Origin of the sequence: Streptomyces olivochromogenes (genome assembly GCF_001514115.1) — a bacterium.
Lineage (GTDB): Bacteria > Actinomycetota > Actinomycetes > Streptomycetales > Streptomycetaceae > Streptomyces > Streptomyces olivochromogenes.
Genome location: NZ_KQ948462.1, coordinates 191,058 through 212,639 on the forward strand (window position 1 = coordinate 191,058; position 21,582 = coordinate 212,639).

Genomic DNA, 21,582 nt, shown 5'->3' on the forward strand with positions numbered 1-21,582 from the left:
GCGTTTGCCTCCGGGTACCCGCAAGCGCGCGCCATGAGCGACTTCCGGGCCCGGCACTTCGCCGACCCCGAGGGTTATCCGCAGACACAGGTGCTGGAGGACTTCCGCACGCAGCCTGTCATCGCGGCGCTCCTGGACAACCCGGAACTGGAGGACCTCGTGGGCGAAGACCCGGTCGCCCGTTTCGCCGACGACTTCAACGAGTACCTCGACGCACTTCCGGCCGACGCGTACGTCGTCCGTGTGCTGTACCACGGGTGAGTGAACTGGTGCGGTGCGTAGGGCAGTTGTCGCCGTATTCGTAGGAGGCCCCGCAGTGTGACCTGGGCCTTGCGGGCCGGTCGCTGGGCGGGAGCGCGGGCCAGGGTGCGGGACTTGATCGCCAGGCTCTACTGGCCGCGGCCGACCGAGCAGGAGGACGGCCGGCCACCGCTCGACCCGCCCGCCGGAGGGCGGCCCTCCGGCGTGCGGGGGCGGTCAGACGCGGGCCGGTTCCTGTGCGGCCGGGTCGTCGTGTGCCGGGGGCGTCGGGGCGATCGTCGACTGCTGGGTGAGCGCCTCGCCCTCGACGTCGACTTTGGGCAGGATGCGGTCCAGCCAGCGGGGCATCCACCAGGCGGCTTCGCCGAGCAGGGCCAGGACTGCGGGTACGAAGGCCATGCGGACGATGAATGCGTCGAACATGACGGCGATGGCGAGGCCGAAGCCGATCATCTTGATCATGGATTCGCCGGCGCCGATGAAGCCGGAGAACACGGCCATCATGATCAGCGCGGCGGCGACCACGACGCGGGCGCTGTGGCGGAAGCCGCTCTGGACGGCCTGGCTGGGGCTGTTGCCGTGGACGTAGGCCTCGCGCATCCGGGCGACGAGGAACACCTCGTAGTCCATTGCGAGGCCGAAGACGATGCCTACCAGGAAGATCGGCATCATGCTCATGATCGGGCCGGTGGTCTCGACGCCGAGGAGTGAGGCCAGCCAGCCCCACTGGAAGACGGCGACGACGGAGCCGAGCGCGGCGAGTACCGACAGGAGGAAGCCGACGGCCGCTTTGATGGGGACCAGGATCGAGCGGAAGACCACCATCAGGAGCAGGATGGCCAGGCCGACGACCACGATGAGGTAGGGGATGAGGGCGTTCTGGGTCTTTTCCGCCATGTCGATGTTCAGGGCGGTGGTGCCGGTGACCTCGAACTCGGCGTGGGTGGAGGCTTCGGTGGCGGGGCGTTCGTTGCGGATGGTCTTGACGAGGTCCTGGGTTTTCTTGTCGGTGGGCGCGGTGGTGGGGACGGCGGAGAAGACCGCGGTGTCGCCCGTGGTGTTGAAGCGGGCGGGGGAGACGGAGACGATGCCGTCGGTGGCCTTGATCTTCTTCTCGATGGTGGTGACCGCGGTCTTGGGGTTCGTGGCGTTCTTGGCGTCCACGACGATGGTCAGGGGGCCGTTGAAGCCGGGGCCGAAGCCTTTGGCGAGGTCGTCGTAGGCACGGCGCTCGGTGGTGGAGGTGGGTTTGGCCTCGTCTCCGGGCATGCCCAGCTGGAGGTCCATTACCGGTACGGCGAGGGCGCCCAGGCCGGCGACCGACAGCAGGAGTACCGGGAGGGGGCGGCGCAGGACGAGGCGTGCCCAGCGGCTGCCGCCGTTGTTCTCGCCGCCTTCCTTGATCCGTCCGCGTTTGCGGGCCGTGCGGGAGAGTACGGCGTTGGGCCAGAAGCCGAGGAGGGCGGGGACCAGGGTCAGCGCGATGACGACGCCGACCATGACGGCTCCGGCGGCGGCGAGGCCCATCTTGGTGAGCATGGGGATGCCGACGACGGACAGGCCGGCGAGGGCGATGACGACGGTGAGGCCGGCGAAGACGACGGCGGATCCGGCGGTTCCGGTGGCGAGGCCCGTGGCTTCCTGCGGGGTGTGGCCCTTGGCGCGTTCCTCGCGGTAGCGGGAGACGATGAAGACGGCGTAGTCGATGCCGCAGGCGAGGCCGAGCATGGTGGCGAGGGTGCCGGTGGTGGAGGACAGGCCGAGCGTGCTGGACAGGGCCATGATCGCGGCCATCGAGACGCCCACGCCGAGGATCGCGGTGAGCAGCGGCAGCCCGGCGGCGGTCAGTGAACCGAAGGTGATGATCAGGACGAGCGCGGCGATGGCGATACCGATCGCCTCGGCCGAGCCGCCCGCGGCGGGCTGGGTCGCCAGCGCCGTGCCGCCGACCTCGACGGTCAGGCCGGACTTCTTGGCCTGCGCTATCGCGTCCTTCAGAGAGTTCTTGCTGGCGTCGGTGAGGTCGTCGGCCTTCACCTTGTAGGTGACGGTCGCGTACGCCGTCGTGGCGTCCTTGCTGATCGCCTTCGCCTGGAAGGGGCTGACCGCGCTGGCGACCTGCGAGCCGTCGGCCGCCTCGTCCACCAGTTTGTCGATGGTCTTCTTGTTCCCGGCGGCGGTGATCTTCTGGCCGTCGGGGGCCACGAAGACGATCCGGGCGTTCGCCCCGTCGGCCTTCGCCCCGGGGAAGCGCTGCTCCATGAGGTCGAACGCCTTCTGGGACTCGATCCCCGGCATGGAGTTGTTCGGATCAGGAGCGGCGGGAGCCTTGGCCGCACCGAAGCCGACAGCGGCCAGGACGGCCACCCATATGAGGGCGACGTACCAGCGCCGCCGGAAGGCCGTACGGCCCAGTCGATAAAGGAAGGTAGCCACGGGCTGAGGTCTCCACTCGTCCGATCTCGGGAACCCCATCAGGTTCCCCGTGGCAGACCCCTCCCGTCGTCGTGCACGTGCCGACATTTGCGACTACTGAGAACGCAGTACGCCGCTTCCGGATCATCCTCCTGACGTCTACCGCCGGCCGCGGAGAACCGCGACCGGCGGCGTACGTCAGGGGGCCCTAGCGGGTGCTTGCCGGGGCCTTCAGGTGCAGATCCGTGCTGGACAGCGTCATCGGCGTGGCCGAGACGGCCCGCAGCCGGATGCGTACTCCGGCGCCGGGGAGGGTGAACCTGCCGGAGGGCGGCAGGAGCTCGTAGCTGGCCGAGGCGTGCCGGCCGAGGGTGGCGGGGCCGGACTTGATGGACCAGTAGCGGCCCATGCCCTGGCCCGTGGTCAGGGTGAAGTGCGGGGTGAGGGCCGTGTCGCCGAGGTTGGTGACGCGGACGGTGAGCGCGGTCACGGTCTTGGCGGTGGTGGTCCGGCTCTCGCCGACCAGCCGCATCCTCAGGGGCGGCGATCCCGTCACCGCCAGGGTCGACGCGACCAGGGCGGGGACGATCAGCAGCACGCCGGTGGCGATGCGCGCCCGCTGCCGGTGCGGGCCGCGCAGGAAGGCGGGCCGGGGCTGCCACGCCGTGGTGAAGGCCGACGGCGGCGCGGTCACGGCGGCGGCCAGCCAGAGCGGCGTCATCATCAGGTAGTAGCCGTCCTGCGAACGCGTCGCCAGGAAGAACGCGCACCACGGCAGGACCACCGCGGCCGGTCCCAGCCGCCGCATGAACAACACGAAGAGCCCGAGCAGCCCGGCGGCCAGCAGCATGCTCGCGTGCGAGTACCAGGACAGCCGGTCGCTGCCGTCGGTGAAGTACAGCGAGATGCCGACCAGGCCCTGACCGTGCAGGTTCGCCTGCTGGGTGAGCGGGAGCGCGATCCCGGAGAACCAGCTGCGTGGCTCGCTCACGATGAAGTACGCGTTGATCAGCAGCCAGGTCAGGGCGGCCACCCCTACGATCCGGCCCACGGCGGACGCCGCCGCGCGCGCTCCGAGGTCACCGCGGCGCAGGGCGTAGACCCCGGCCAGCAGGAACGGCGTGAGGAACCACGGCAGCTGCTGCGAGGCGCAGGCCGCGCCCAGGCACGCCGCCCGCGCCCAGTCGCTCCGTCCGCCGTAGCCCATCCGCGGCCAGCCCACCACCACCGGGATGAGGAAGGCACACGCGACGATCGCCGGATAGCCGAGCCGGGCGTACGCGGTCAGCAGGCCGAGACCGAGGCAGACCAGCGTGGCCGCGGACCGCCACTGCGTCGGCAGCATCCGCCACATCACGATCGTGCCCACGATCAGGGCGCCGGTGGCGGTGAGGACCGCGGGGGCGGCCCCGTGTCCGACCCACAGCAGCGGCGCGCTGAGCAGCAGGGGCAGCGGCGGATAGCCGTACGTGTAGTCGTAGCCGCCGGTCATCGTCGGGGTGAGGGCGACCCCGTGCTGCCCGAAGAGCCAGGGCCACGGCTGGTCGTAGACCTGGTGCCCGGCGACGAACTCACGGGCGGCCTGTGCGGTGAGGACCGACTCGTCACCGCCGCCGTGGTACATGGCGAACCCGCACATCGCGAGCGTCACGGCCGTCACGAGGATCACGAGGTCGAGGCGGGCCAGCGAGCGGGCCCGGCGCACGGTCAGCGTCAGGACGCCCGTCACCAGGATCGAGGCGTAGCAGACCGAGATCACCGCCGCGACGGCGAGCCGGTGGCTCGCCGCCGCCGTCCACATCGGGCGCGTGCCGATGAAGAGGCTGATGTCGGCGAGCAGGGTCAGGACGCGGTGCCACTGCGCGGGCGTCTCGTCGGGCGACGCCTTCGTGAGGGCCTTCTGGCCGGTGGTCGACGGCCTCATTTCTGCCAAGTACACGGGATTGGACGGTAATTCCCGCAGATGAAGGCCGTGATGCCGGACGTGAAGAGTCCGGTATGAGGGTGGTAAGAAGAGCGTTTACGGCCGATGTGGGTGCGTGTCGTGCGGGAGCATCTCATATAAGGGCGTCTCATGCTTTGGCGGGACATACTGGGGTGTCTCAGGCGTTGGAGAGGGACACCTCGGTGGACTTGATGAGTGCGACGACCGTCGATCCGACCGCAAGGCCTAGCTCCGTCACCGCGTCCTTGGTGATCGCGGAGGTCAGCTCGCCGCCCGGGACCTCGACCTTGACGCGGGCCATGGCCCCGCCCGTGGAGACCTCCGTCACCGTGCCGGGGAACTGGTTGCGGATGCTCACCCCGTCGACCGGCCCGGTGGCCAGGGACACCTCCGTCGACTTGACCAGGGCGCGGACCGTGGAGCCCGTGGTGAGACCCAGATCCTCGACCGCCTCCGCGGTGATGGCCGCGGTGAGGTCCTGACCGCCGTCGAGGCGGACCTTGACCGTCGCCATCACCTCGCCCGGGGTGACGGAGGTGACGGTTCCGGGGAGCTGGTTGCGGATGCTCAGGCTCATGGGGGTACGCCTCAATGTGCGGTGCGGTGGGACAGCGAACGAGGGATGCCGGCACGCTACGAATGGTCGGGTTCGCCAATTATGTGCAACTCGCGGCTCTCGGTGGGCTCACCACACCCCGTGTCTCCCGTGTCTCAGTACACGTCCCGTACGTACCGCTTCTCCGCCGCCAGCTGTTTGACGTACGCGGTGGCCTCCGTTCCGCCCAGACCGCCGTGCGTGACGGCTATGTCCCGCAGCGCCCGGTCGACGTCCTTGGCCATCCGCGAGGCGTCTCCGCACACATAGAAGCGGGCGCCGTCCTGGAGCCAGTGCCACAGCTCGGGCCCGTGCTCACGCATCCGGTCCTGCACGTAGACCTTGGCGCGCTGGTCGCGCGAGAACGCCGTGTCGAGCCGGGTGAGCGTGCCGTCGTCGAGCAGTCCGGTCAGCTCGTCCTCGTAGTAGAAGTCGGTGGCGCGGTGCTGCTCGCCGAAGAACAGCCAGTTCGGCGCCCGATGGCCGAGCGCCCGGCGCTCCTCGAGGAATCCGACGAACGGCGCGACTCCGGTACCGGGCCCCACCATCACCATGGGTGTCGTCGCGTCCGCCGGGGGCCTGAAGTGCGGCGACCGCTGCACGAAGACCGGGACCTCCGCCTCCGGTTCGGCATCGGCGAGGAAGGGCGAACAGACCCCGCCCCTCGCTCGGCCGCCCGGATTCTCGTACCGCACCACGGAGACGGTCAGCGAGACGAGGTACGGGTCGACGAGCGGACTCGACGAGATCGAGTACAGCCGGGGCTGCAACCGCTTGAACACCTCGGCCCACTCCGCCGCCGACGCGTGCACCGGATGCTCGGCCACGACGTCCACGGACTGCCGCCCCCACGACCAGCGGGCCAGCTCTCCCTTGTTGTCCGGACGCAGCAGCTTCCTCAACTCGCGGCCGTCACGCGTCCGTTCACCGACGAAGCGCAGCAGATCCGGGGTGATCCGCGTGATGTCGAAATGCCGAAGCAGGGCCTCGCCGAAGGTGACCTCACCCACACCCGTCACATCGACGGACGTTGAGCTGTCGACGCCAATCGTCTCCAGCCATTCGGTAACCAGACCCGGCGAGTTGACGGGCCGCACGCCGAGCGCGTCCCCCGCCTCGTACGGCAGCGGGCTCTCGCTGTCCCGGGTGTCGAAGGTGAATCGGCGCACTTCCTTGCCGGCGCCGGGCAGGCTGAGCAGCCGGTTGCCGGTGAGACGGGCGGTGGCGGCTGGCGGCGCGGGCTTGGCGGGCCTGGCGGGGTTGGCGGTCCGGGGCGACTCGGACGCCCTGGATGTTTCGGGTGCATCGGGTGTCCTGGGTGTCTCGGTCCGTCCGCCGAGCGCGGTGAGGATCAGCTCCAGCCAGGCGTCCGCGTTCGGCTCGTAGTCCGGTTCGCAGTCCGTACGGGGAGCCAGGCGTACGGCGCCCAACTCGTCCAGGCGCGCGTCCAGCCGACGCCCGTGCCCGCAGAAGTCGTCGTACGAGGAGTCGCCGAAGGCGAGCACGGCATAGCGCACGCCGTCCAGCCGCGGAGCCTCCTGCCCGGACAGGGTGTCCCACAGGCCGGACCCGTTGTCGGGCGCGTCACCGTCCCCGAAGGTGCTGGTGATGAAGAGCAGGTCGGCGCTGCGGGCGAGCGCGCCGACGTCCGCCTCGTCCATCCCGACCAGTCGCGCCCGGTGCCCGGTGGCGGTGAGCCGCTCGGCGGTGGCCGTCGCGAACTCCTCCGCGTTCCCGGTCTGCGAGGCCCACAGCACCGCCACCTCACGGCGCGCGGACTCCGGCGCGGGAGCCGCCGGGGGCGCGGAGCGCGAGTACATCCCGGCGAGCACGCCGTTCACCCAGAGGGCGTGCTCGGGGTCGAAGGGGGCGTCCGGGGGGAGGACGGGCACGCCCGGGAGCCCGGAGGAGAGCCCGGCGAGAAAGCCGCTGAGGTACTGCCGCTCGACGGAGGAGAGCACGGGCGGGGGAGCGGGCTCCAGACCGAAGCCTTCGGGCGCCGTCGCGACTCGGGTGGGCATCTTCGGCCCGTCTGGGATCTGCGACCCGTCGGGCGCCTTCGATCCGTCGGGTGTCTCCGGCCCGTCGGGCGTCCCCGGAAGCGCCCTTCGGGCGGCAACGCGCGCCAGCGACACCGCGCACACCTTGAACTCCGGCTGGAACGACACCGGATCCACCGCGTCACTGGTCACCGCGTTGATGCTCAGGTACTCCCCGAACAGGTCGTTCCAGTGAAACGGCGCGAACACGCACCCCACCCGCACCCGGTCCGTCACCACCGCGGGCAACACCGCCCGCCCCCGCCGGGAGGCGACCTCCACCGAGTCCCCCTCCACGATCCCGAGCGCGGCCGCGTCCTGAGGATGCAGCTCCACGAACGGCCCGGGGTTGAGCTTGTTGAGCTTGGCCACCTTCCCCGTCTTGGTCAGCGTGTGCCACTGGTGCTGCAGACGTCCGGTGTTGAGCACGAACGGAAAGTCGTCGTCGGGCATCTCGGCGGGCGGCAGATGGGGCCGCGCGTAGAAGACGGCCCGCCCGCTCGCGGTGGGAAACGACAGCTCACCGTCGCCCGCCGGCTCCACATACCGGATCGGATTCCGCGCGGGCCCGTCCTCCCGCGCCACGGGCCACTGCACGGGCCCGCCCCGCAGCCGCTCGTAGGAGGCACCCCGCAGATCCCACCCGGTCTTCGGGTTCCACGCCCCCTTGATCTCCTCGAAGATCTGCTCGGCACTGTCGTACGAGAACTCCTTCTCGTACCCCATGGCGCGGGCGACGGCCGCGATGATCCGCCAGTCCGCCCGCGCCTCCCCGGGCGGGTCGACGACGGCCCGTGCCAGGGTCAGCGTCCGCTCGCTGTTGACCAGGACGCCCTCGGCCTCCGTCCACAGCGCGCCGGGGAGCACGACATCGGCGTACGCGTTGGTCTCGGTCTCGGCGAAGACGTCCTGGGTGACGACGAACTCGGCGGCTTCGAGCCCTTCGATGACGGTCCGGCGGTTGGCGACCGAGGCGACGGGGTTGGTGCAGATGATCCAGCAGGCCTTGATGTCCCCCTCGGCCATCTTCCGGAACATCTCGACGGTGCCCTGCCCCACCCCGTCCTTGCGGATGCTCCCGACCGGCAGCCCCCACAACTCCTCTACGAAGGCACGCTCCTCGTCCACCAGCACCGACCGCTGCCCGGGCAGCCCGGGCCCCATGTACCCCATCTCGCGCCCGCCCATGGCGTTGGGCTGCCCGGTGAGGGAGAACGGTCCGCTGCCGGGCCGGCAGATGGCGCCGGTGGCGAGATGCAGATTGACGAGCGCGTTGGTGTTCCAGGTGCCGTGCGTGGACTGGTTGAGCCCCATGGTCCAGCAGCTCGTCCACTCCCCGGCCTCACCGATCAGCCGCGCCGCCGCCCGGATGTCGTCCTCCGGGATGCCGGTGATCTCGGCGACGGCCGCGGGCGGACTGTCCGCGAGGAACGCGGGCATCGCCTCCCAGCCCTCGGTGTGCCGGGCGATGAAGCCCGGGTCCGTGTAGCCGCCTTCGTGCAGCAGGTGCAGCAGTCCGTTGAGCAGCGCGAGGTCGGTCCCCGGCCTGATCTGCAGAAACAGATCGGCCTTCGCCGCCGTCGCGGTGCGCCGCGGATCGACGACGATCAGCTTGGCCCCGGCCTTCACACGCTCCATGAGCCGCAGGAAGAGGATCGGATGACAGTCGGCCATGTTGGACCCGATGACGAGGAACACGTCCGCGCGGTCGAGATCGTCGTACGACCCCGGCGGTCCGTCGGCGCCGAGCGACAGCTTGTAGCCGGTGCCCGCGCTCGCCATGCACAGCCGTGAGTTCGACTCGATCTGGTTCGTCCCGACGAAGCCCTTGGCCAGCTTGTTGGCGAGGTACTGCGCTTCGAGGGTCATCTGCCCGGAGACGTAGAAGGCGACGGCGTCCGGGCCGTGCTCGTCGATGATCGCGCGCAGACGCCGGGCGGTCTCGGCGAGGGCCACGTCGACGGGGGCGGGACGTGGCTCCTCGCCGCGGTCCTCGCGCACGAGCGCCGTGGTCAGCCGGCCGGGCGCGGCGAGCATGTCGGCCGTGGTCGCGCCCTTGGTGCACAGCCGACCGGAGTTGGCGGGGTGGTGCTTGTCCCCGGACGCCTTCAGGACCGTACGCCGTCCGTCCGGTCCCCGGCCGATGTCGAGGACCATGCCGCAGCCCACACCGCAGTACGAGCAGACGGTCCGGACCTGCTCCGGGCGGGGGGTCGTGGTCATGCCGACGACAGTACGAATTGCCCGTTACGCGGATGTCACATGGTCTGATCTTGGGGGGTTACGCCCGCTGCACAACCGGCCGACGGGCGATGTGAGGGTGTCGCGGACCGTGTCGCTGTTGGGCCGAACGGGTGACCATGCGTAAGAATTGGCCGGTGCAGACAATGAGTGCGAGCCAGGACGGGGTGGGCCAGTGAACAGCCACGACGTCACCGACGAGCAGTGGGAAGGGCTCGCCCAGGTCGTTCCGCTGCGGGGCCGGGACGCCTGGCCCTCGGCGGTGAATCACCGGTCGATACCCGAGGCCGTGACCGAGGCGCGGCGCCGCTTCGTGGTCCTGCGGGTCAATGTGTTCGCGGACGCCCGCGACGTCGCGGAGACGCTGATGTCGGGCATCCCCGTCCTGCTCGACCTGACCAGCGCGGAGACCGAGGTCGCCAAGCGGGTGCTGGACTTCAGCACGGGGGTGGTCTTCGGTCTGGCGAGCGGCATGCACCGGGTCGACCGCAACGTGTTCCTGCTGACACCGCGCGGGACCGAGGTGCGAGGGCTGATGGAAGGGGCGGGGGTTCCTGGGATCTGATCAAGGGAGGGCTGGGCTTCCCGGGATCTGATCAGGGGAGGGCGGGGGTTCCCGGGATCTGACCAGGGGCGTCCAGGACCGGGCGCCGCGCGCGGGCGCGCGCCGGTCCCCCGATCGTGGGAAGGCCGCCGGGCTGTAACGGTTCGCCTGCGGTTCGCCCGGCGAGGGGCCCTTACCGTCCACATATGACCGTGTCATCTCTGGCGGCCCCCGCCCAGGCCGAGGCGCGCCCCGACCGGCCCGGCGCCACCGAACTCAGGCTCGCCGCCTTCGCCGCGCACCGGCGCGCCCGGTTCCCGCTCGGCCCTCTCACTCTCTTCACCGGCCCCAGCGGCAGCGGCAAGACCGGTGCCCTGCGGGCGTACGAGGCACTGGCGCGGCTCGGCGGCGGCGCCGCGCTCGGCGAAGTGTTCCCCGACCCGGTCTCCTGCGTCCCCGAACGCGCCCGGCCCGACGCCCAGCGACGGCGCGGCTTCCGCATCGGCTGCACGGTCGACGGCCCCGAAGGACCCGTACGGCTCGATGTCGCCGTACAGGCCGAGCCCGAACTGCGCATCGTCGGCGAGCGGTTGACCGCGGGCGGCCTGACCCTCCTGGAGACCGCGCTACGGGACCCCGGCCGCCGTGTCGTCCAGGCGGCCTGGCACACGGCGGGCTCGTCGGCGGTCACCCGGGGCCCGCTCCCCGACGACCGCCTCGGCACCGCGCTGCTGCCACTGCGCGTCGCCGGCCGGACGGACGGTGAACGGCGGGTCCTGGCCGCGGCCGAGCAGATGGTGGTCGCCCTGCGGTCCGTGTACGCCTGCGACCCGAGCCCCCGACGGATGCGCGCCGCCGCTCCGCTCGGCGCGGGGCGGTTGCTCCGGGGCTGCGACAACCTCGCCGAGGTGCTGTGGCGTACCCGGTCGGAGTGCGGCCACCGCTACGCGCACCTGGTCACGGCGGTACGGGCCGGCTGCGCGGGCCCCGTCACGGACGTCCTGGCCGAGCCGCTCGGCGACGGCACGGTCCGCGCGCTCCTCGATCGCGGGGACGGTGTCCGTACGCACCTGGGGCTGCTCGGGGACGGCGAGCTGAGGTATCTGGCGCTGGCCCTGGTGCTGCTCACCGGGCCCGGCGTGCTGGAGGTCGACCCGGCGGGGGAGGTCCCGGCCGCGTTGCAGACGCTGACGGTGCTGGCCGACGGCCTCGACCGGGGGCTGGACGTGCGGCAGGCCGGGGAGTTGGTGCGACTGGCGGCGCGGATGTGCGAGCGGGGGCACATCCGGCTGGTGGGTGCGGTGGGCGATGGCGTCCGGGTGTGCGAGGTGCCGGGGACCACGGTGGTAGACCTGACGCCGTGAGTGAAAGTGAACTGGATGTGGCGAAGTTGCAGCGCAGGCTGGCCGAGTTCGCGGCCGCGCGGAACTGGCAGCAGTACCACACGCCGAAGAACCTGGTCGCCGCGCTCAGCGTGGAGGCGTCCGAACTGGTCGAGATCTTCCAGTGGCTGACGCCCGAGGAGTCGGCGCGGGTCATGGACGACGCGGACACCGCGCACCGCGTCACGGACGAGGTGGCGGACGTGCTGGCGTATCTGCTCCAGCTGTGCGAGGTGCTCGGCATCGACGCGTTGGCGGCGCTCGACGCGAAGATCGACCGGAACGAGCGGAGGTTTCCGGTGGGGGAGGGGGCGTAGGGGGCCCGGCGGTGTGGGGTGCTGCGGCGCGGGGGGCGCTGTGGCGCGGGGGACGGGGACGGGCGGGCCCCGTGGCGGGGTGCGCGCTGTTGTCGTGGAAGAGCCGCGGTGGGGTGTGCGGTGCTTCGCGGAGGTGCCGTGGTGAGGGTGTCGGGGAAGCGGTGGGTCCGATTGTCACTCTCCGGAGTCGTTGAGTTGTCCACATTCGACTTCCTGTCCACAGATTTCGGTCTTCCTCTGGCTTTTCGTCTCGCGGGCTCTCACTCTGGGTAGTGGACAGGGGAGTTCGGGCGGACGTGCGACGAGCGCGTCGGGACAGACGGGGGCAGTGCATGGACGCGGTGCGGCTCATCGGGGCGAGCAGGCGTGCCCTCGCGGGGAGCGGGGACACGGTCGAGGTGGTGGCGGAGGCGTGGCAGGCGCAGGCCCTGGCCCAGGCCATAGGGAGTCGTTTCGCCGTCTCGGGGCCGCCGGAACTGCGGGGCGAGGCGCTTGGACTGACGGAGCTGGCGGGCCGGGGCTGCGGTGTGCTGGACGCGCCGCCCCGCGACATGGCCGACCTGCGCGCCGCTCAGCTCACCGAGTTGGGTGATGCGCGAGAGTCCCTGCTGTGTCTCGGGGGTCTCCTCGGCGAGGTCGGTATCGCCCTCGTCGGTATCGCCTGCGCGGCGGACGATCAGGGGAGGTACTGGCAGTGCATGGAGGCGATCGACGCGGCGGACGAGTCCCGGGACCGGGTCCTGGAGATGCTGAGACGGTTGGCCGCGCGGGATCAGGGGGTGGTGGAGCGGGGGTCGGCGACCGGGTAGACGGGGGCCTTCGCTCGCCCCCGCCGCCCCTACCCGTCCCATCCTTCTGGGGCTCCGCCCCAGACCCCGAGGGGTGGTGTTTCGGCTGCGGGCCGGTGGGGGCTGGTCGCGCAGTTCCCCGCGCCCCTTGAGGGGCGCTGTGCGCATCTTGGGCAGGGGCGGCGGGCCCGAGGAAGGCGACCTCAGCCGAGCTGCGGCATGACCTCCGCGGCGATCAACTCCAGGTGGTCCAGGTCATCGAGGTCCAGCATCTGCATGTACATCCGCTGCGACCCGACGGCCTGATACTGGGCGATCCTCTCGACGACCTCCGCCGCGGAGCCCGCGAGCCCGTTCGCCTTGAGTTCGTCGACGTCCCGCCCGATGGCGTCCGCGCGCCGCTTCACCTCGCTGTCGTTCTTACCGACACAGGCGACGAGCGCGTTCGAGTACACGAGGTCGTCGCCCTTGCGCCCGGCCCGCTCGGCCGCCGCCCGCACCCGCTGGAACTGCTGCTCCGTGTCCGCGAGGGAGGCGAAGGGGATGTTGAACTCGTCGGCGTACCGCGCCGTCAGCTCGGGCGTCCGCTTGGCACCGTGGCCGCCGATCAGGACCGGCACCTTCGGCTGCGCGGGCTTGGGAAGCGCGGGGGAGTCCTTGAGCTGGTAGTACTTCCCCTCGTAGTTGAACCGCTCACCGACGGGCGTCTCCCACAGGCCCGTGACGATGGCGAGTTGTTCCTCCAGCCGTCCGAACTTCTCCTTGGGGAACGGAATCCCGTACGCCTCGTGCTCGGCCTCGTACCAGCCGGATCCCAGACCGAGTTCCACTCGCCCGCCCGACATCTGGTCGACCTGCGCGACCTGGATGGCGAGGACGCCGGGGAGGCGGAAAGTACCGGCCGTCATGAGCGTGCCGAGGCGGATCCGGCTCGTCTCACGGGCGAGACCGGCCAGGGTGATCCAGGCGTCGGTGGGCCCGGGAAGCCCGTCGACGGATCCCATGTGCAGGTAGTGGTCAGAACGGAAGAAGGCTCCGTAGTTGAGGTCTTCGGCGGCCTTGGCGACGCGGAGCAGCGTCTCGTAGGTCGCTCCCTGCTGCGGTTCTGTGAAGACTCGAAGATCCATGCATCCATCATGCACCGGTCACATCAGCCGCCCCACCAGGAACCGCTGTCACGGAGCTCGGTGGGAAAATTCTCGGGTCCCCCAGGGGCGTTCGCTATACGTTGGGGCGGGCGCGCCGACGACAGGCCGGGAGCAGTGATCCCCCGGCGCGCTCTCCCCCCGCTGTGGTTCACCGGCGCTCGGCGCTGGTGAGGTATTCACAGCTCAGAAGACGTTTCGAGGCAGATTCCAGTGTTCCTGACGATCAGTACCACCGGTACCCCAGAGCGCCCCGCCACCGATCTCGGCTTCCTGCTGCACAAGCATCCCGACAAGGCGCAGGCGTTCTCGACCTCCTACGGCACGGCGCACGTCCTCTACCCCGAGGCGTCCGTCGAGCGGTGCACGGCCGCACTGTTGCTGGAGGTCGACGCGGTGGCGCTGGTCCGGCGCGGCAAGGGCAAGGGCCGCGGCGGCGCACCCGACGCCGCGCTCGCGCAGTACGTCAACGACCGCCCGTACGCCGCCTCGTCCCTGCTCGCCGTGGCGCTGAGCGCGGTGTTCTCCAGCGCGATGAAGGGCCAGTGCGCCGCGAAGCCGGACCTGCCGGCGCGGCCGCTGCCGCTCCGGATCGAGGTGCCCGCGCTTCCCGCCAGGGGCGGCGCCGACCTCGTACGCAAGCTGTTCGAGCCGCTCGGGTGGACGGTGGCGGTCGAGGCCGTGGCGCTGGACGTCGAGTTCCCCGAGTGGGGCGACTCCCGCTACGTACGCCTGGAACTGGAGGCGTCGGGTCTGACCGTCGCCGAAGCCCTGCGCCACCTCTACGTCCTGCTGCCGGTGCTCGACGACGCCAAGCACTACTGGGTGTCGTCCGACGAGGTCGACAAGCTGCTGCGGGCGGGCGAGGGCTGGCTGCCGGACCACCCCGAGCAGAGGCTGATCGCCGACCGGTACCTCTCGCGGCGCTGGTCGCTGATGCGGGAGGCGATGGAGCGGCTGGAGCTCGTACGGCTCGCCGAGGCCGACGACACCGAGGTCGAGGAGATCGACAACGCGGTCGACGAGGAGGCGGACACGGAGGAGAAGCCGATCCCGCTCGCTGTCCAGCGCCGGGACGCGATCCTCGCCGCGCTGCAGGCGTCGGGCGCGGCCCGCGTGCTCGACCTCGGCTGCGGTCAGGGGCAGCTGGTGCAGGCGCTGCTCAAGGACGTGCGGTTCACCGAGATCGTCGGTGTCGATGTGTCGATACGGGCGCTCGCCATCGCCTCGCGGCGGCTCAAGCTGGACCGGATGGGCGAGCGGCAGGCCGCGCGCGTGCGGCTCTTCCAGGGCTCGCTCGCCTACACCGACAACCGCCTCAAGGGGTACGACGCCGCCGTGCTCAGCGAGGTCGTCGAGCACCTCGACCTGCCGCGGCTGCCCGCCCTGGAATACGCCGTCTTCGGCTCGGCCCGCCCCCGTACGGTCCTGGTGACGACGCCGAACGTCGAGTACAACGTCCGCTGGGAGACCCTCCCGGCCGGACACTCCCGCCATGGCGACCACCGGTTCGAGTGGAACCGGGAGGAGTTCCGGACCTGGGCCCGCCAGGTGGCCGGGCGGCACGGATACGAGGTGGAGTTCACGCCCGTCGGCCCCGACGACCCGGAGGTCGGTCCGCCGACCCAGATGGCCGTCTTCACCCTCGCCACCACCGGCACCCCGACCACCACGGGCACCCCGACCACCACCCCGACCACCACGAAGGAGGAGAAGGCCGCATGACCGGCAACGACACCACCCAGGGGCGCACCCTGCCCGTCACCGACCTCTCCCTCGTCGTCCTGATCGGCGCGTCCGGCTCCGGCAAGTCCACCTTCGCTCGCCGGCACTTCAAGCCGACCGAGGTCATCTCCAGTGACTTCTGCCGCGGCCTGGTCGCCGACGACGAGAACGACCAGAGCGCCAGCGGCGACGCCTTCGACGTCCTCCACTACATCGCGGGCAAGCGGCTCGCGGCCGGCCGGCGCACCGTCGTGGACGCCACGAACGTCCAGCAGGAGAGCCGCCGCCAGCTGATCGAACTCGCCAAGAAGCACGACGTGCTGCCCATCGCGATCGTGCTCGACGTGCCGGAGGAGGTGTGCGCCGAGCGCAACGCCTCCCGCACCGACCGCGCCGACATGCCGCGCCGCGTCATCCAGCGCCACATCCGTGAACTACGCCGTTCGCTGCGGCACTTGGAGCGCGAGGGCTTCCGCAAGGTGCACGTCCTGCGGGGCGTGGCGGAGATCGAGAGCGCCGAGGTGCGGACGGAGAAGCGGTTCAACGACCTGACCCACCTCACCGGCCCCTTCGACATCATCGGTGACATCCACGGCTGCGCCTCGGAGCTGGAGACCCTGCTCGGCAAGCTCGGTTACGTCGACGGCGCGCACCCTCAGGGCCGTACGGCCGTCTTCGTCGGCGACCTCGTCGACCGCGGCCCGGACACGCCCGGAGTTCTGCGCCGCGTGATGTCCATGGTCGCGGCCGGCGACGCGCTGTGCGTGCCGGGCAACCACGAGAACAAGCTCGGCCGCTATCTCAAGGGCCGCAAGGTCCAGCACTCCCACGGACTGGCCGAGACCATCGAGCAGCTGGACGGCGAGAGTGAGGAATTCAGCGCGCGGGTGCGGGAGTTCGTCGACGGGCTGGTCAGTCACTACGTCCTGGACGGCGGGCGGCTCGTCGTCTGCCACGCCGGACTGCCCGAGAAGTACCACGGCCGTACGTCGGGCCGGGTGCGCTCGCACGCGCTGTACGGCGACACGACCGGGGAGACGGACGAGTTCGGCCTGCCGGTGCGCTATCCGTGGGCGGAGGACTACCGGGGCCGGGCGGCCGTCGTCTACGGTCACACCCCGGTCCCCACGGCCACCTGGCTGAACAACACCATCTGCCTCGACACCGGTGCCGTGTTCGGCGGCAAGCTCACCGCGCTGCGCTGGCCGGAGCGCGAGCTCGTCGACGTACCGGCCGAACGGGTCTGGTACGAGCCGACGAAGCCGCTGGCCTCCGAGGCTCCCGGCGGACACGAGGGGCGGCCGCTCGACCTCGCCGACGTGCACGGGCGGCGGGTCGTCGAGACGCGGTACGCCGGGCGGGTGTCGGTACGGGAGGAGAACGCGGCGGCGGCCCTCGAGGTCATGAGCCGGTTCGCGGTCGACCCGCGCCTGCTGCCCTACCTCCCGCCGACGATGGCGCCCACGGCGACCTCCCAGGTGGAGGGCTACCTCGAACACCCCGCCGAGGCCTTCGCCCAGTACAAGGAGGACGGCGTCGCCCGCGTCGTGTGCGAGGAGAAGCACATGGGGTCGCGGGCGGTGGCGCTGGTCTGCCGGGACGCGGGGGTGGCGCGGGAGCGGTTCGGCGTCGCGGAGGGGCCCACGGGGGCGCTGTACACCCGTACCGGCCGGCCCTTCTTCGACGACTCCGCCGTCACCGAGGAGATCCTCGGGCGAGTGCGGGAAGCGGTGACGGCGGCCGGTCTGTGGGAGGAACTGCGTACGGACTGGCTGCTGCTCGACGCCGAGCTGATGCCGTGGTCGCTCAAGGCGTCCGGGTTGCTGCGCAGTCAGTACGCGGCGGTCGGCGCCGCGGCCGGGGCGGCGTTCCCGGGGGCGCTGGCCGCGCTCGAAGGGGCCGCGGAGCGTGGGGTCGACGTCCGGGAACTGCTCGGCAAGCAGCGGGAGCGGGCCGCCGACGCGGCGGCGTTCACCGAGGCGTACCGGCGGTACTGCTGGCCGACGGACGGGCTGGAGGGGGTGCGGCTCGCTCCCTTCCAGATCCTCGCCGTCCAGGGCCGCGCTCTCGCCGCGGTGCCACACGACGAGCAGCTCGCGCTCATCGACCGGCTGGTCGAGCACGACGGGAGTGGGCTGCTGCAGACGACTCGGCGGTTGTTCGTGGACACCGGGGACGCGGAGTCCGTGCGGGCCGGGGTGGACTGGTGGCTGGAGATGACCGGGCGTGGGGGTGAGGGCATGGTCGTCAAGCCGGTCGGGGCGGTGGTGCGGAGCGGGCAGGGGCGTCTTGTCCAGCCCGGCATCAAGTGCCGGGGCCGTGAGTATCTGCGGATCATCTACGGTCCTGAGTACACGCGTCCTGAGAACCTCGACCGGCTGCGGGGGCGGTTCCTGAACCACAAGCGGACGCTCGCGCTTCGGGAGTACGCGCTGGGGTTGGAGGCGTTGGACCGGCTGGCGGAGGGGGAGCCGTTGTGGCGGGTGCATGAGGCGGTGTTCGGGGTGCTGGCGCTGGAGTCGGAACCAGTGGACCCACGTCTGTAGCGTTCTTCGCCCCCGCCGCCCTTACCCGTCCCATCCCCTGGGGCTCCGCCCCAGACCCCGGGGTGGTTCTTCGGCTGCGGGTCGGTGGGGGCTGGGCGCGCAGTTTCCCGCGCCCCTGAGAGCCCCAGCCCGTCCGGCGTTTGTCAGCCCACCAGGCGCAGTCTCACCCCCGCCACCCCCACCCGTACGGTCTGCCCCCACACCAGCTCCACCGCGTCGCCCTCCATGCCGTCGCCGAACGCGATGAGGCGGTCGGACTCGACGGTGAGGGAGAGGCGGGCGGAGGCGGTGAGGGAGCCGGCGACGAGGGACGTGCCGGTGGCCGGTGACGGCCAGGCCTCGCGGACGAACCAGAGGAGACGTTCCTCCGCGGGCCCGGGCAGCGGCAGCTCACCGCCCCGCTCCTGCCACACCGAGCGGAGCCACCCGCTGGCGCCCGTCCCGGTACCCACCAGGACCCCGGAGGAGGCCTGGGGCTCGACGGCACCCCCGTACTCGTCGAGCCCCAGCCGATAGCGGGCCGTCTGGTGGCTCGCGGTTCCGAGATAGATCTCGTTGAGTGCGACCAGCCGCTGCGTGTCGTCCGCGACCGCCTCGACCATGGTCAGCTCGTCGGCCCGGCCCCCGCGCGCCGAGGCGAGCAGCGCACTCGCGTCGCGCGGCCGGTGCCGCACGAGCACCCCCGGGTTCCGTCCGGGGTCGGTGTCGATCCCCACCACCGGCTGTCCGGTCAGGTACTTGGCCACGTTCGCCACCAGCCCGTCCTGCCCGACCACGACCACCACGTCCTCCGGAGCGAAGAGGAAGCGGTCCAGGTCGCCGCGCTCGACGCGCGCTTGACGCCAGGTCAGCGGCACCGCCGAGACCACCTCCGCCAGTGCCTCCCGCGCCCGCCGGTGCCGCTCGGCCACCTCCTCGATGTCCCGCCCACGGGAGGAGAGGAAGAACGCGGCCTGCCCGTGCGTACCGTGCCGGGCCACCAACTCCTCGTACTCCGTGGTGCGATGGACGAGGACGACCCGGGGCGCGAGACTCACTGCGCCGGCCCTCCGGTGGCGCCGTTGCCCAGCCGTGCGAGCAGGCCCGTCAGGACGTCCGGTGACACCGTGACACTGTCGATGCGCGGCAGGTTCTCCGCGAGCTGTGTGCCCGTCAGGGCGTGCAGCGTGGCGACGTCCACGTCCCCGTGGACCCGCAGCCAGGCGGCCTGCGCCGCGGCTCGCGCCTCGCCGACCTCGCGCGCGGCCGTGGCCTCGGCCTTGGCGAGCTGTACCACCCGGCTGCCCTCCGCCTCCGCGAGCCGCACGGTCCGCGCCGCCTCCGCCCCGGCCCGTACCGCGTCCGCCGCCGCGTGCTCCTCCGCCTCGCGCCGCGCGTTGGTGCCGCGCTGGTCGACCAACTGCTCCTCGCGCCGGGCGAGTTCGATCTGGCTGGCGAGCTCGTTCTCGGCGATCGCCCGCTCCCGCTCGACGGCGACGGCCCGGCGTTCGTAGGTCGCCTTGTCCGCCTCCTGCTGGATCTGCTCGCGGGCGGGAGTGCGCAGCGCCCGCTCCACCTCGGGTTCCGGGCGCAGCGCGACGACCCGTACGGCCACCACCTCGATCCCCGTCGCGGGCAGCCGGGGTTCGGCGGCGAGCCCGCCCGCGATCCGCTCCCGTACCGACGCGACGCCGTCCACCAGGGCCGCCGCCAGCGATGTACGGGCCAGTACGTCCAGCGCGTGCTGCTGGGCCGTCTCGGTCAGCAGCGAGCCCAGCTGTTCGAGGGGCGCGCCGCGCCAGGAGCCGGTGTCGGGGTCGATGGAGAAGTCGAGCCGCTCGGCCGCGACCCCGGGATCGACGATCCGGTAGGTGACGGTCGCCTGCACAGCGACGTCCTGGAAGTCGGATGTGCGGGCGTGGAAGGTCATCGCCAGCTCGCGGTCGTCGACCGGGACTTCGGAGAGCGTGGCGGTCAGTGAGCGGTACCAGAAGCTGAGTCCGGGGCCGTCGTGCACGAGTCGGCCCGACCGGTGGTGCCGGACATGGGCGGTGGGCGCCCCGCGCAGATGGCGCCAGCCGAGACGCCGGGTGATGTCGGCCATGGGTACCCCCTCGCCGCCGGGCGACCCCGGCGACCCGCTGTGATGCGCTTTTGTCGTCGCAATGACGATAACGAGGGGGTGCCCTTATCGTCAAGGGGACGAAATCAACTCGCCCGACTCCCGTCGATCCGTGGGTGAACAGGCGTCCGGATGGTCAGGATGGAGGCATGGGATTCCACGTCGACTCCGAGGCCGGGCGGCTGCGCCGCGTCATCCTGCACAGACCCGACCTCGAGCTCAAGAGGCTCACCCCCAGCAACAAGGACGCCCTGCTCTTCGACGACGTGCTGTGGGTGCGCCGGGCCCGGGCGGAGCACGACGGGTTCGCGGACGTGTTGCGCGACCGCGGGGTCACCGTCCATCTCTTCGGCGACCTGCTCACCGAGGCCCTGGGGATCCCGGTGGCCAGATCGCTCGTCCTGGACCGGGTCTTCGACGAGAAGGAGTACGGGCCGCTCGCCACCGACCACCTCCGGGCGGCCTTCGAGACCCTGCCCGCCCCGGAACTGGCGGCCGCGCTGGTCGGCGGGATGACCAAACGGGAGTTCCTGGACGCGCACCCGGAGCCGATCTCCGTGCGCTTCCATGCCATGGACCTCGACGACTTCCTCCTCGGCCCGCTCCCCAATCACCTCTTCACCCGGGACACCTCCGCCTGGATCTACGACGGGGTCTCCATCAACGCCATGCGCTGGCCCGCGCGGCAGCGGGAGACCGTGCACTTCGAGGCGATCTACCGGCACCATCCGCTCTTCCGTGACGAGGGCTTCCATCTCTGGTCGGAGGGGCAGGCGGACTACCCGTCCACGATCGAGGGCGGTGACGTGCTCGTCATCGGCAACGGCGCTGTGCTCATCGGCATGAGTGAGCGGACGACGCCGCAGGCCGTCGAGATGCTCGCGCACAAACTGTTCGCCGCGGGGTCGGCCCGTACGATCGTGGCGCTCGACATGCCCAAGCGGCGGGCCCTCATGCACCTCGACACCGTGATGACGATGGTCGACGGCGACACCTTCACCCAGTACGCGGGGCTCGGCATGCTCCGCTCGTACACCATCGAACCGGGCTCGGGGGACAAGGAGCTGAAGGTCACCGACCATCCGCCGGAGCACATGCACCGGGCGATCGCGGCGGCGCTGGGGTTGAGCGAGATCCGGGTGCTGACCGCGACGCAGGACGTGCACGCGGCGGAGCGGGAGCAGTGGGACGACGGGTGCAATGTCCTCGCGGTGGAGCCTGGGGTCGTCGTCGCTTATGAGCGCAACGTGACCACTAACACGCATCTGCGGAAGCAGGGGATTGAGGTGATCGAGATTCCGGGGAGTGAGCTGGGGCGGGGGCGGGGTGGGCCTCGGTGTATGAGCTGTCCGGTGGAGAGGGACGGGGTGGGGGATTGATGCGGGGTGCGGGTTGTGTGTGGCTGGGCGCGCAGTTCCCCGCGCCCCTGAAGGGGCGCTGTCCCCGAGGTTCACGAAGAGGTTCCGTATAGAAATGTGGAGCATCGTATAGACTTCCAATCGCCCCTTTGTTCGTCCCCGTTCTCGCATCCCTGGAGC

At 71.2% G+C, this 21,582-nt stretch carries 15 protein-coding genes; 8 read left to right on the plus strand and 7 right to left on the minus strand.

Annotated elements, in window-relative coordinates; genetic code table 11:
* Positions 1-33 precede the first annotated feature (33 nt).
* Positions 34-261, plus strand: a complete 228-nt coding sequence (locus AQJ27_RS29930) for a hypothetical protein (RefSeq protein ID WP_067375362.1) — start codon at positions 34-36, stop codon at positions 259-261.
* Between the two features lie 216 nt (positions 262-477).
* On the opposite strand, the gene AQJ27_RS29935 is transcribed toward AQJ27_RS29930, so the two are convergent.
* The 4 genes from AQJ27_RS29935 to AQJ27_RS29950 all read right to left on the minus strand — a co-directional run bounded on the left by AQJ27_RS29935 (position 478) and on the right by AQJ27_RS29950 (position 9,478).
* Complete coding sequence (locus AQJ27_RS29935) at positions 478-2,697, minus strand: MMPL family transporter (protein WP_159064420.1); 2,220 nt, start codon at positions 2,695-2,697, stop codon at positions 478-480.
* A 187-nt stretch (positions 2,698-2,884) separates the two neighbouring features.
* Positions 2,885-4,600 carry a hypothetical protein gene (locus AQJ27_RS29940; protein WP_067375367.1) on the minus strand — a complete coding sequence of 572 codons (1,716 nt, stop codon included), beginning with the start codon at positions 4,598-4,600 and terminating at the stop codon, positions 2,885-2,887.
* 178 nt (positions 4,601-4,778) lie between these two features.
* Complete coding sequence (locus AQJ27_RS29945; RefSeq protein WP_067375369.1) at positions 4,779-5,198, minus strand: TOBE domain-containing protein; 420 nt, start codon at positions 5,196-5,198, stop codon at positions 4,779-4,781.
* 134 nt (positions 5,199-5,332) lie between these two features.
* The gene (locus tag AQJ27_RS29950; protein ID WP_067375371.1) at positions 5,333-9,478 is read right to left on the minus strand and encodes a bifunctional nitrate reductase/sulfite reductase flavoprotein subunit alpha; all 4,146 of its coding nucleotides are present in this window, start codon (positions 9,476-9,478) and stop codon (positions 5,333-5,335) included.
* Between the two features lie 193 nt (positions 9,479-9,671).
* Here AQJ27_RS29950 and AQJ27_RS29955 point away from each other — a divergent pair, with 193 nt between their 5' ends.
* The 4 genes from AQJ27_RS29955 (at position 9,672) to AQJ27_RS29970 (ending at position 12,548) form a co-directional block, all read left to right on the plus strand.
* Complete coding sequence (locus AQJ27_RS29955) at positions 9,672-10,061, plus strand: cell division protein SepF (protein WP_054234050.1); 390 nt, start codon at positions 9,672-9,674, stop codon at positions 10,059-10,061.
* A gap of 185 nt (positions 10,062-10,246) precedes the next feature.
* Complete coding sequence (locus AQJ27_RS29960; RefSeq protein ID WP_067375372.1) at positions 10,247-11,404, plus strand: AAA family ATPase; 1,158 nt, start codon at positions 10,247-10,249, stop codon at positions 11,402-11,404.
* The gene (locus AQJ27_RS29965) at positions 11,401-11,739 is read left to right on the plus strand and encodes a nucleotide pyrophosphohydrolase (protein ID WP_075030563.1); all 339 of its coding nucleotides are present in this window, start codon (positions 11,401-11,403) and stop codon (positions 11,737-11,739) included. Before AQJ27_RS29960 ends, AQJ27_RS29965 begins: the two co-directional genes overlap by 4 nt.
* Positions 11,740-12,071: 332 nt before the next feature.
* On the plus strand, positions 12,072-12,548 hold the full coding sequence (locus AQJ27_RS29970; protein WP_067375374.1) for a DUF6099 family protein: 477 nt from the start codon (positions 12,072-12,074) through the stop codon (positions 12,546-12,548).
* 182 nt (positions 12,549-12,730) lie between these two features.
* Here the strand turns inward: AQJ27_RS29970 and AQJ27_RS29975 are convergent, their stop codons facing one another.
* A complete protein-coding gene (locus AQJ27_RS29975; RefSeq protein WP_067375376.1) occupies positions 12,731-13,654 on the minus strand; it encodes an LLM class F420-dependent oxidoreductase in 924 nt (307 codons plus the stop codon).
* A 231-nt stretch (positions 13,655-13,885) separates the two neighbouring features.
* On the opposite strand from AQJ27_RS29975, the gene AQJ27_RS29980 reads away from it, so the two are divergent.
* Together AQJ27_RS29980 and AQJ27_RS29985 are read left to right on the plus strand one after the other, a co-directional pair.
* Positions 13,886-15,397, plus strand: a complete 1,512-nt coding sequence (locus tag AQJ27_RS29980) for a 3' terminal RNA ribose 2'-O-methyltransferase Hen1 (protein ID WP_067375378.1) — start codon at positions 13,886-13,888, stop codon at positions 15,395-15,397.
* Positions 15,394-17,943: a polynucleotide kinase-phosphatase gene (locus AQJ27_RS29985; protein ID WP_067375380.1), complete on the plus strand. Its 2,550-nt coding sequence runs from the start codon at positions 15,394-15,396 to the stop codon at positions 17,941-17,943. Before AQJ27_RS29980 ends, AQJ27_RS29985 begins: the two co-directional genes overlap by 4 nt.
* A 143-nt stretch (positions 17,944-18,086) precedes the next feature.
* Here the strand turns inward: AQJ27_RS29985 and AQJ27_RS29990 are convergent, their stop codons facing one another.
* Together AQJ27_RS29990 and AQJ27_RS29995 are read right to left on the minus strand one after the other, a co-directional pair.
* The gene (locus AQJ27_RS29990) at positions 18,087-18,980 is read right to left on the minus strand and encodes a hypothetical protein (RefSeq protein WP_067375382.1); all 894 of its coding nucleotides are present in this window, start codon (positions 18,978-18,980) and stop codon (positions 18,087-18,089) included.
* Complete coding sequence (locus AQJ27_RS29995) at positions 18,977-20,026, minus strand: SPFH domain-containing protein (protein ID WP_067375384.1); 1,050 nt, start codon at positions 20,024-20,026, stop codon at positions 18,977-18,979. The genes AQJ27_RS29990 and AQJ27_RS29995 overlap by 4 nt, the downstream gene beginning before the upstream one ends.
* A 167-nt stretch (positions 20,027-20,193) precedes the next feature.
* On the opposite strand from AQJ27_RS29995, the gene AQJ27_RS30000 reads away from it, so the two are divergent.
* Complete coding sequence (locus tag AQJ27_RS30000) at positions 20,194-21,423, plus strand: arginine deiminase (RefSeq protein WP_067375387.1); 1,230 nt, start codon at positions 20,194-20,196, stop codon at positions 21,421-21,423.
* Positions 21,424-21,582: the final 159 nt, after the last annotated feature.

Bases quoted from the DNA above. Each gene is read 5' to 3' on its own strand.
- AQJ27_RS29950 (WP_067375371.1), bottom strand. From the start codon at position 9,478: ATGACCACGACCCCCCGCCCGGAGCAGGTCCGGACCGTCTGCTCGTAC.
- AQJ27_RS29960 (WP_067375372.1), top strand. From the start codon at position 10,247: ATGACCGTGTCATCTCTGGCGGCCCCCGCCCAGGCCGAGGCGCGCCCC.
- AQJ27_RS29970 (WP_067375374.1), top strand. From the start codon at position 12,072: ATGGACGCGGTGCGGCTCATCGGGGCGAGCAGGCGTGCCCTCGCGGGG.
- AQJ27_RS29940 (WP_067375367.1), bottom strand. From the start codon at position 4,600: ATGAGGCCGTCGACCACCGGCCAGAAGGCCCTCACGAAGGCGTCGCCC.
- AQJ27_RS29945 (WP_067375369.1), bottom strand. From the start codon at position 5,198: ATGAGCCTGAGCATCCGCAACCAGCTCCCCGGAACCGTCACCTCCGTC.
- AQJ27_RS29975 (WP_067375376.1), bottom strand. From the start codon at position 13,654: ATGGATCTTCGAGTCTTCACAGAACCGCAGCAGGGAGCGACCTACGAG.
- AQJ27_RS29985 (WP_067375380.1), top strand. From the start codon at position 15,394: ATGACCGGCAACGACACCACCCAGGGGCGCACCCTGCCCGTCACCGAC.
- AQJ27_RS29995 (WP_067375384.1), bottom strand. From the start codon at position 20,026: ATGGCCGACATCACCCGGCGTCTCGGCTGGCGCCATCTGCGCGGGGCG.
- AQJ27_RS30000 (WP_067375387.1), top strand. From the start codon at position 20,194: ATGGGATTCCACGTCGACTCCGAGGCCGGGCGGCTGCGCCGCGTCATC.
- AQJ27_RS29930 (WP_067375362.1), top strand. From the start codon at position 34: ATGAGCGACTTCCGGGCCCGGCACTTCGCCGACCCCGAGGGTTATCCG.